Origin of the sequence: Nonomuraea sp. NPDC023979 (genome assembly GCF_040639085.1) — a bacterium.
GTDB lineage: Bacteria > Actinomycetota > Actinomycetes > Streptosporangiales > Streptosporangiaceae > Nonomuraea > Nonomuraea ceibae.
Window position 1 is genome coordinate 677562 of the sequence record NZ_JBEZZG010000001.1, and the last position, 8176, is coordinate 685737.

Annotated in this window: 8 protein-coding genes; 4 read left to right on the forward strand and 4 right to left on the reverse strand. The window is 70.8% G+C overall.

From position 1 onward, the window contains the following. Nucleotides 1–66: 66 nt before the first annotated feature. The 4 genes from purL to purS form a co-directional block, all read right to left on the reverse strand. Entirely contained in the window at nucleotides 67–2319 is a 2253-nt protein-coding gene (gene purL / locus AB0G11_RS03335; RefSeq protein ID WP_357583680.1) for a phosphoribosylformylglycinamidine synthase subunit PurL, read from the reverse strand. After that, nucleotides 2316–2999: a phosphoribosylformylglycinamidine synthase subunit PurQ gene (purQ, locus tag AB0G11_RS03340; protein ID WP_357583681.1), complete on the reverse strand. Its 684-nt coding sequence runs from the start codon at nucleotides 2997–2999 to the stop codon at nucleotides 2316–2318. Before purQ ends, purL begins: the two co-directional genes overlap by 4 nt. Before the next feature lie 126 nt (nucleotides 3000–3125). After that, nucleotides 3126–3512 carry an ATP-binding protein gene (locus AB0G11_RS03345; RefSeq protein WP_219506592.1) on the reverse strand — a complete coding sequence of 129 codons (387 nt, stop codon included), beginning with the start codon at nucleotides 3510–3512 and terminating at the stop codon, nucleotides 3126–3128. 221 nt (nucleotides 3513–3733) lie between these two features. Beyond that, nucleotides 3734–3979: a phosphoribosylformylglycinamidine synthase subunit PurS gene (gene purS / locus AB0G11_RS03350; RefSeq protein ID WP_219506510.1), complete on the reverse strand. Its 246-nt coding sequence runs from the start codon at nucleotides 3977–3979 to the stop codon at nucleotides 3734–3736. A 228-nt stretch (nucleotides 3980–4207) separates the two neighbouring features. Here purS and pdhA point away from each other — a divergent pair, with 228 nt between their 5' ends. The 4 genes from pdhA to AB0G11_RS03370 are packed head-to-tail and all read left to right on the forward strand — an operon-like array spanning nucleotide 4208 to nucleotide 8078. Beyond that, entirely contained in the window at nucleotides 4208–5299 is a 1092-nt protein-coding gene (gene pdhA / locus AB0G11_RS03355; protein WP_219506509.1) for a pyruvate dehydrogenase (acetyl-transferring) E1 component subunit alpha, read from the forward strand. Continuing rightward, nucleotides 5296–6276 carry an alpha-ketoacid dehydrogenase subunit beta gene (locus AB0G11_RS03360; RefSeq protein WP_219506507.1) on the forward strand — a complete coding sequence of 327 codons (981 nt, stop codon included), beginning with the start codon at nucleotides 5296–5298 and terminating at the stop codon, nucleotides 6274–6276. Before pdhA ends, AB0G11_RS03360 begins: the two co-directional genes overlap by 4 nt. Before the next feature lie 16 nt (nucleotides 6277–6292). Next, nucleotides 6293–7735, forward strand: coding sequence for a dihydrolipoamide acetyltransferase family protein (locus AB0G11_RS03365; RefSeq protein ID WP_357583683.1), 1443 nt, complete (start codon nucleotides 6293–6295; stop codon nucleotides 7733–7735). A 49-nt stretch (nucleotides 7736–7784) separates the two neighbouring features. Beyond that, nucleotides 7785–8078: a Dabb family protein gene (locus AB0G11_RS03370; RefSeq protein ID WP_219506504.1), complete on the forward strand. Its 294-nt coding sequence runs from the start codon at nucleotides 7785–7787 to the stop codon at nucleotides 8076–8078. Nucleotides 8079–8176: the final 98 nt, after the last annotated feature.

The following is an 8176-nucleotide window of genomic DNA, read 5'->3' on the forward strand; positions in this document are numbered from 1 at the left end:
CACGAAAGTCCCAGGCACAACACGAAGGGCCGGTACGGCATCCCGTACCGGCCCCTTTGGCGTGGATCAGCCGAAGATGGCCGGCAGCGCGCCCGTGTGGGTGTCGCGCAGCTCCGAGACCGGAACCTCCAGCACGTCCTGCACCACCAGCGACTCCCCGCCGGTGACGCCGAGCCCGTAGCACGGGACCTCGTGCTCGGCGCAGAGGGCGGCGAACTCGTCGAACGCCTCCGGCCGGACCGCGACGAGCGCGCGGGCGGCCGACTCGCTGAACAGGTCGGTGAACGGCTCGCCGCTCAGCGCCACGGTGGCGCCGATGCCGTGCGCCAGGCACGCCTCGGCCAGCGCGATGGCCAGCCCGCCGTCGGACAGGTCGTGGGAGCCCTCCAGGAGCCCGCGCCGGGCGGCCTCGACGAGCACGGTGGCGAGCGAACGCTCGGCCTCCAGGTCGGCCTCCGGCGGCAGCCCGCCGAGGTGGCCGTGGGCGACGTGCGCCCACTCCGACCCGCCGAACTCGGCGGCCGTGTCGCCCAGCAGCGCGACGCGCAGCCCTTCGGCGACGAACCCGGTGGGCACCCGCTTGGCCACGTCGTCGATGACGCCGAGCACGCCGACGACCGGCGTGGGGTGGATGGCGGTGGAGCCCGTCTGGTTGTAGAAGGACACGTTGCCGCCGGTCACCGGCACGCCGAGGGTGCGGCAGGCGTCGGCCAGGCCGCGTACGGCCTCGGCGAACTGCCACATGACTTCGGGGTCCTCGGGGGAGCCGAAGTTGAGGCAGTTGGTGACGGCCAGCGGCTTGGCGCCGGTGACGGCCACGTTGCGGTAGGCCTCGGCGAGCGCGAGCTGGGCCCCGGCGTACGGGTCGAGCTTGGCGTAGCGGCCGTTGCCGTCGGTGGACAGCGCGATGCCCCGGGTGGTGGGCTCGGCCCCGGCGATGGCCTCGGAGATGCGCAGCATCCCGGCGTCGGCCGGCTGGGCGAGCACGGTGTTGGAGCGCACGTAGCGGTCGTACTGGTCGGTCACCCACGCCTTGGACGCCAGGTTGGGCGAGCCGAGGAGCTGGAGCAGCGTGGCGCGCAGGTCGGCGGGCCGCTCCAGCGCGTCGGGGGTGTCGGCGTTGAGCGTGGCCTGCCCGGCGGGCTCGTGGAAGGGCCGCTCGTAGACGGGGCCGTCGTCGGCGGCGGTGCCGGGCGGGATGTCGACGATGGTCTCGCCGTGCCAGGTCATGACGAGGCGGCCGGTGTCGGTGACCTCGCCGATGACGGTGGCGGGAACGTCCCACTTGGCGCAGATCGCCATGAACGCCGGGATGTCGGAGGGCCGGACGACGGCCATCATCCGCTCCTGCGACTCGCTCATCAGGATCTCCTCGGGGCGCAGCGAGGGATCGCGGAGCGGGACCTGGTTGAGGTCGACGTGCATGCCGCCGGTGCCCTTGGCGGCCAGCTCGGTGGTGGCGCAGGAGACGCCGGCCGCGCCGAGGTCCTGGATGCCGACGACGACGTCGGCCGCGTAGAGCTCCAGGCAGCACTCGATGAGCAGCTTCTCCATGAACGGGTCGCCGACCTGCACCGCGGGGCGCTTGGCCTGCGACTCGTCCTCGAACGTGGCCGAGGCCAGCACGGAGGCGCCGCCGATGCCGTCGGGGCCGGTCGAGGCGCCGAACAGGACGACCTTGTTGCCGGGCCCGGGGGCGGTGGCGAGCTTGATCTGGTCCTTGCGCAGCAGGCCCACGCAGAGGGCGTTGACCAGCGGGTTGCCGATGTAGCAGGGGTCGAAGGCGACCTCGCCGCCGATGTTGGGCAGGCCGAGGCAGTTGCCGTAGTGGCTGATGCCCTCGACCACGCCGGGCAGCACGCGGCGGGTGTCGTCCTGGTGGGCGCCGCCGAACCGGAGGGCGTCCATGACCGCGATCGGGCGGGCGCCCATCGACATGATGTCGCGCACGATGCCGCCGACGCCGGTGGCGGCGCCCTGGTGCGGCTCGACGTAGGACGGGTGGTTGTGCGACTCGATCTTGAAGGTGGCGGCCCAGCCGTCGCCGATGTCGACCACGCCGGCGTTCTCGCCCATGCCGACGAGCAGCGCGTCGGACTTGGGGGCCTTGGTGGCGAACTGCTTGAGATGCACCTTGGACGACTTGTAGGAGCAGTGCTCGGACCACATGACGCTGTAGATGGCCAGCTCGGAGCCCGTGGGCCGGCGGCCCAGGATCTCCTTGACGCGGTCGTACTCGTCCTGCTTCATCCCGAGCTCGGCGAAGGGCATCGGCTCGTCGGGCGTGCTCTCCGCTCGCTTGACGGAGTCGGTGGTCATGCGTTCACCAGCTTCTTGAGGATGGAGGTGAAGAAGCCGAGGCCGTCGGTGCTCGGGGCGCCGACCAGCTCCTCGACCGCGTGCTCGGGGTGCGGCATGAGGCCGACGATGTTGCCCGCCTCGTTGCGGATGCCCGCGATGTCGTTCATGGCGCCGTTGGGGTTGCCGCCGACGTAGCGGAACACGACCTGGCCGTTGGCCTCGATCTCGGCCAGCGTCTCGGCGGAGGCCACGTAGCGGCCCTCGCCGTGCTTGACCGGCAGCGTGATCTCCTGGCCCTGCTCGAAGGCGTTGGTCCAGGCCGTGTCGGTCGACTCGACGCGCACGCGCTGGTCGCGGCAGATGTAGTGCAGGGAGGCGTTGCGGGTCAGCGCGCCGGGCAGCAGGTGCGCCTCGCACAGGATCTGGAAGCCGTTGCAGGTGCCCAGCACGGGAAGGCCCGCGCGGGCGGCCGGGATGAGCTCCTCCATCAGCGGCGCGAACCGGGAGATGGCTCCGCACCGCAGGTAGTCGCCGTAGGAGAAGCCGCCGGGCAGGAAGACCGCGTCGACCCCCTTCAGGTCGTGGTCGGCGTGCCACAGCGGCACCGCCTCGGCGCCCACGAGGCGCACGGCCCTGGCGGCGTCCTGGTCGTCGAGTGTGCCGGGAAACGTGACTACGCCCACACGGGCAGCGCTCATGACTGTCGTCCCCTCCGAGGAAATGAGCACACGCCACCGTCTCTTCGGGGCGGACGGCGGGCGGCGCTCCCTAGGGTAGCCGGTGCTTTCGTGTGTTCCTCGTCACGCCCCGCACCAGCGGAGACGTCAGACGGCGGCGAGCTGGCGGGAGCGGGCCTCGGCCGCGTCGTCCCAGGCGAGCAGCTTGCGCAGATGGACCGTGGTGCCACGGCCGGGCGTGATGCCGAAGGAGATCTCGTCGACGACCGAGCGCATGATCAGCAGGCCGCGGCCGTTCTCGGTGTCGGCGGGCGGGAAGTGGAGCGGCACGGAGGGCAGGCCGCCGCCGCTGTCGGCGACGCGCACGTCGCAGCGGCCGTAGCCGATGGCGGCCGTGACCTCGTAGCGGTTGGCGGGACCGCCGTGACGCACGGCGTTGGAGCAGGCCTCGGAGACCGCGAGCAGCATGTCGGCAATGCAGGGCTCGCTCACATGCAAGGATCGCATGGCATCGCCAAGCACCCGCCTGACCATCGGGATGCCGATCGCATCCCGGGGCAGTGCCAACGAGAACTCAATGTCCACCGGACTCCTCCGGGCTCCGGAATGTCACCTGGAGTAGGTTTCCCCGTGAAATCGGGGCTAACCGCAAAATCACGCTGTTGTTATTTGGGCTTGGCGAACCCGTGGCATTGTGGCACGCCGGAATGCGGCTTTAGCCGTACAAGGCCATTTGAGGTGTGAAATATGCCGTTCTACGCCTCGACGCGGACCGTGTAGTCCTCGATCACGGTGTTCGCCAGCAGAGTCTCCGCCATCTTTCGGACGTCCGCAATAGCGGCGTCGTCGGCGGGACCCTCCAGCTCGATCTCGAAGCGCTTGCCCTGCCGCACGGCGGACACACCCGAGAAACCCAGCCGGGGCAGCGCACGGGCGATGGCCTGGCCCTGCGGGTCGAGAATCTCGGGCTTCAGCATGACGTCTACGATGACGCGCGCCACTGCGTTCCTCCTGGGTACGGCGGGGTTGGCAAAGGACAGCCTACCGGCGCGTGTTTGCGTGCGGCACAACGGGAACGGGGACATCATGGGGCTTGCGCGGAGGGCTGTGACGTCTGCCACGATGGCCCCAAGCGCGTACGAACCACCACCAAATGGTCCGGACGCTCAGAAGGCCGGCCACCGGTGGCAACCCCGTCCGGACCGGCCCCGACCGCACAGGAGTGGCACGTGACCGTCGACGCCTCTCGTGGTGCCGAAGCACCCCCGGAGCTCGTCCAACTCCTCACGCCGGAAGGAGAGCGGGTCCAGCATCCCGACTACGACATCGACCTGACCCCAGAAGAGGTCAGGTCCCTCTACCGCGACCTGGTGCTCGTCCGGCGCGTGGACCTGGAGGCCGTGGCCCTGCAACGGCAGGGCGAGCTCGGCATCTGGGCCTCGCTCCTCGGCCAGGAGGCCGCGCAGATCGGCTCCGGCCGCGCGCTCACCGACGCCGACATGGCCTTCCCCACCTACCGCGAGCACGGCGTGGCCTGGTGCCGCGACGTCGACCCGCTCAAGCTGCTCGGCCTGTTCCGCGGCGTCAACCACGGCGGGTGGGACCCCAAGGAGCACAACTTCCACCTCTACACGATCGTCATCGGCAGCCAGACGCTGCACGCCGTCGGCTACGCCATGGGCATCCAGCGCGACGACGCCACCGCCGCCACCATCGCCTACTTCGGCGATGGCGCCACCTCCCAGGGCGACGTCAACGAGTCGTTCATCTGGGCCAGCGTGTTCAACGCGCCGATCGTGTTCTTCTGCCAGAACAACCAGTGGGCCATCTCCGAGCCGCTGGAGAAGCAGACCCGCATCCCGCTCTACCGCAGGGCGTCCGGGTTCGGCTTCCCCGGCGTGCGCGTCGACGGCAACGACGTCTTCGCCTGCCTCGCCGTCACCCGGGCCGCGCTCAAGAACGCCCGCGAGGGCCAGGGCCCGACCATGATCGAGGCGTTCACGTACCGGATGGGCGCCCACACCAGCGCCGACGACCCGACCCGCTACCGCGTGGCCAGCGAGCTGGAGGCGTGGAAGCTGAAGGACCCGATCGAGCGGGTCAAGTCCTACATGTTCAAGAACGAGCTGGCCGACCAGGCGTTCATCGACGAGATCGAGGCCGAGGCCGAGCAGCTCGGCGCCGACCTGAGGGCCCGCTGCCTGGCGATGCCCGACCCGGAGCCGCTCGCCATGTTCGAGCACGTCTACTCCGAGCCGCACGCGCTGATCGACGAGGAACGAGCCCAGTACGCCGCCTACCTGGAGGGGTTCGAGAGATGACCGTGCTGAGCCTTTCCAAGGCGCTCAACGAGGGCATGCGCAAGGCCATGGAGGACGACCCCAAGGTCCTCATCATGGGCGAGGACGTGGGCAAGCTCGGCGGCGTGTTCCGCGTCACCGACGGGCTGCAGAAGGACTTCGGCGAGGACCGGGTCATTGACACGCCGCTGGCCGAGTCGGGCATCATCGGCACCGCGATCGGCCTGGCGCTGCGCGGCTACCGGCCGGTGTGCGAGATCCAGTTCGACGGCTTCGTCTTCCCGGCCGCCGACCAGATCATCACCCAGCTCGCCAAGATGCCCATGCGCTCGCTCGGCGCGATCAAGCTCCCTGTCGTCGTACGCATCCCGTGCGGCGGCGGCATCGGCGCGGTCGAGCACCACAGCGAGTCGCCCGAGGCGTACTTCACCCACACCGCCGGGCTGCGCGTCGTGGCGTGCGCCAACCCGGCCGACGCCTATTCGATGATCCAGCAGGCGATCCAGAGCGACGACCCGGTCATCTTCTTCGAGCCCAAGCGCCGCTACTGGGAGAAGGGCGAGGTCGACACCACCAGCACCGACTGGTGGACGCCCCTGGACCGGGCCCGCGTGGTGCGCCCCGGCACCGACGCGACGCTGCTCTGCTACGGGCCCATGGTCAAGACCTGTCTGGAGGCCGCCAAGGCCGCCGAGGAGGACGGGCGCGACCTGGAGGTCGTGGACCTGCGCTCGCTCAACCCGCTCGACACGCCGGTGGTCCTCGACTCCGCGCGCCGCACCGGCCGCGTCGTCGTCGTCCACGAGGCCCCGGTCAACAACGGGTTCGGCGCGGAGCTGGCGGCCCGCATCACCGAGCAGTGCTTCTACCACCTGGAGTCGCCGGTGCTGCGCGTCGGCGGCTTCTCCACCCCCTACCCGCCGTCCAAGCTGGAGGAGCACTACCTCCCCGACCTGGACCGGGTGCTCGACGCCGTCGACCGCGCCTTCGGCTACTGAGGGGGATCCCGCACTGATGCGACGCGAATTCAAGCTCCCGGACGTCGGCGAGGGGCTGACGGAGGCCGAGATCGTCCGCTGGCACGTCAGACCGGGCGACGAGGTCAAGGTCAACCAGATCATCGTCGAGATCGAGACCGCCAAGTCCATCGTCGAGCTGCCCATCCCGTGGAACGGCCAGGTGGCGGACCTGCTCGCGGACGAGGGCCAGACGGTGGACGTCGGCGGGCCGATCATCGCCGTCGAGACCGGCGAACCGGGCGAACCGGGCGGTCCCGGCGGCTCCGCGGGCGCCGCCGGCCAGCAGGCGGCCGCCCTGGCCGAGGACCTGGTGCCCACCCCGCCGGCGGAGGGCGCCGTCGAGCCGGGCGCCCACGGCAGCCCCGCGCCCAAGGAGGAGCGCCAGGCCGTCCTGGTCGGCTACGGCGTCAAGACCGGCGCGGCCCGCCGCCGCACCCGGCGTGCGCCGTCGACGATCCCCGCCGACCCGGTCGCCAACCCGTCCCGCGTGGAGCTGGAGGGCCCGCCTTCCACAGCCCCCCAGCCCCCGTCCGAGCAACCCCCGGCGTCTACGGACCCGGCCAGAGTGGCGGCGCTGGCCAAGCCGCCCGTCCGGAAGCTGGCCAAGGACCTGGGCGTGGACCTGACCACCCTCACGGGCACGGGCCCCCACGGCTCGATCACCCGCGAGGACGTCCACGCTGCGACCGCCCGGCCGCCGCAGCCGCAGCAGCAGGCTGCGACGGCCAGGCCGCAGGCGGGCGAGGAGCGCATCCCCGTCAAGGGCGTGCGCAAGATGACCGCCCAGGCGATGGTCGCCAGCGCGTTCACCGCCCCGCACGTCACCGAGTTCCTCCAGGTGGACGTCACCGAGACGATGGACGCGGTCAAGCGGCTGCGCGCGCTGCCCGACTTCGCCGAGGTCAAGGTGTCGCCGCTGCTGCTGGTGGCCAAGGCCGTGCTCACGGCGGCCCGCCGCCACCCGATGATCAACTCGTCCTGGGACGAGGCCGCCCAGGAGATCGTCGTCAAGCACTACGTCAACCTGGGCATCGCCGCCGCCACCCCGAGGGGCCTCGTGGTGCCCAACGTCAAGAACGCCCACGAGCTGACCCTGCCCGGCCTGGCCGCCGAGCTGGGCAAGCTCACCGAGACCGCCAGGGCGGGCCGCACCCAGCCGGCGGAGATGGCGGGCGGCACCATCACGATCACCAACGTCGGCGTCTTCGGCGTCGACGCCGGCACCCCGATCCTGAACCCGGGCGAGTCCGCCATCCTCGCCTTCGGCCAGGTACGGGACATGCCCTGGGTGGTCGACGGCGCGCTCGCCGTACGGAAGGTGACGACCCTGGCCCTGTCGTTCGACCACCGGGTGGTCGACGGCGAGCTGGGCTCGCTGTTCCTGCGCGACGTGGGCGCGATGCTGGAGGACCCGCTGCGGATGCTGGCCTGGAGCTGATCGCGGGCCGGGAGGGGACGCCCCCTCCCGGCCTCTGTAGGGTGGCGCCATGATCCGCCACATCGTGCTGTTCACCTGGACCGAAGACGCCACGCTCGCCCAGAAGGCGGGGGTGCTGGCCGCGCTGCGCGGGCTGCCGGGCGTCATCCCGCAGATCCGCTCCTACACGGTCGGCATGGACGCGGGCATCAACCAGGGCAACCACGAGTTCGCCGTCGTCGCCGACTTCGACTCCGAGGACGACTACGTAACCTACCGCGACCACCCGGAGCACCAGAAGGTGATCGCCCATCACGTCAAGCCGATCCTGGCCTCGCGCGCCGCGGTGCAGCTGGAGCTCTAGAGCCAACGCCGTTCAGTTAAGGGAGAGGGCTGTTCGTCAAGACCGGTGAACAAAGCAGCGGAGCCGCTGTAGAAGAGGTCTGTCACTCCAAGACATCC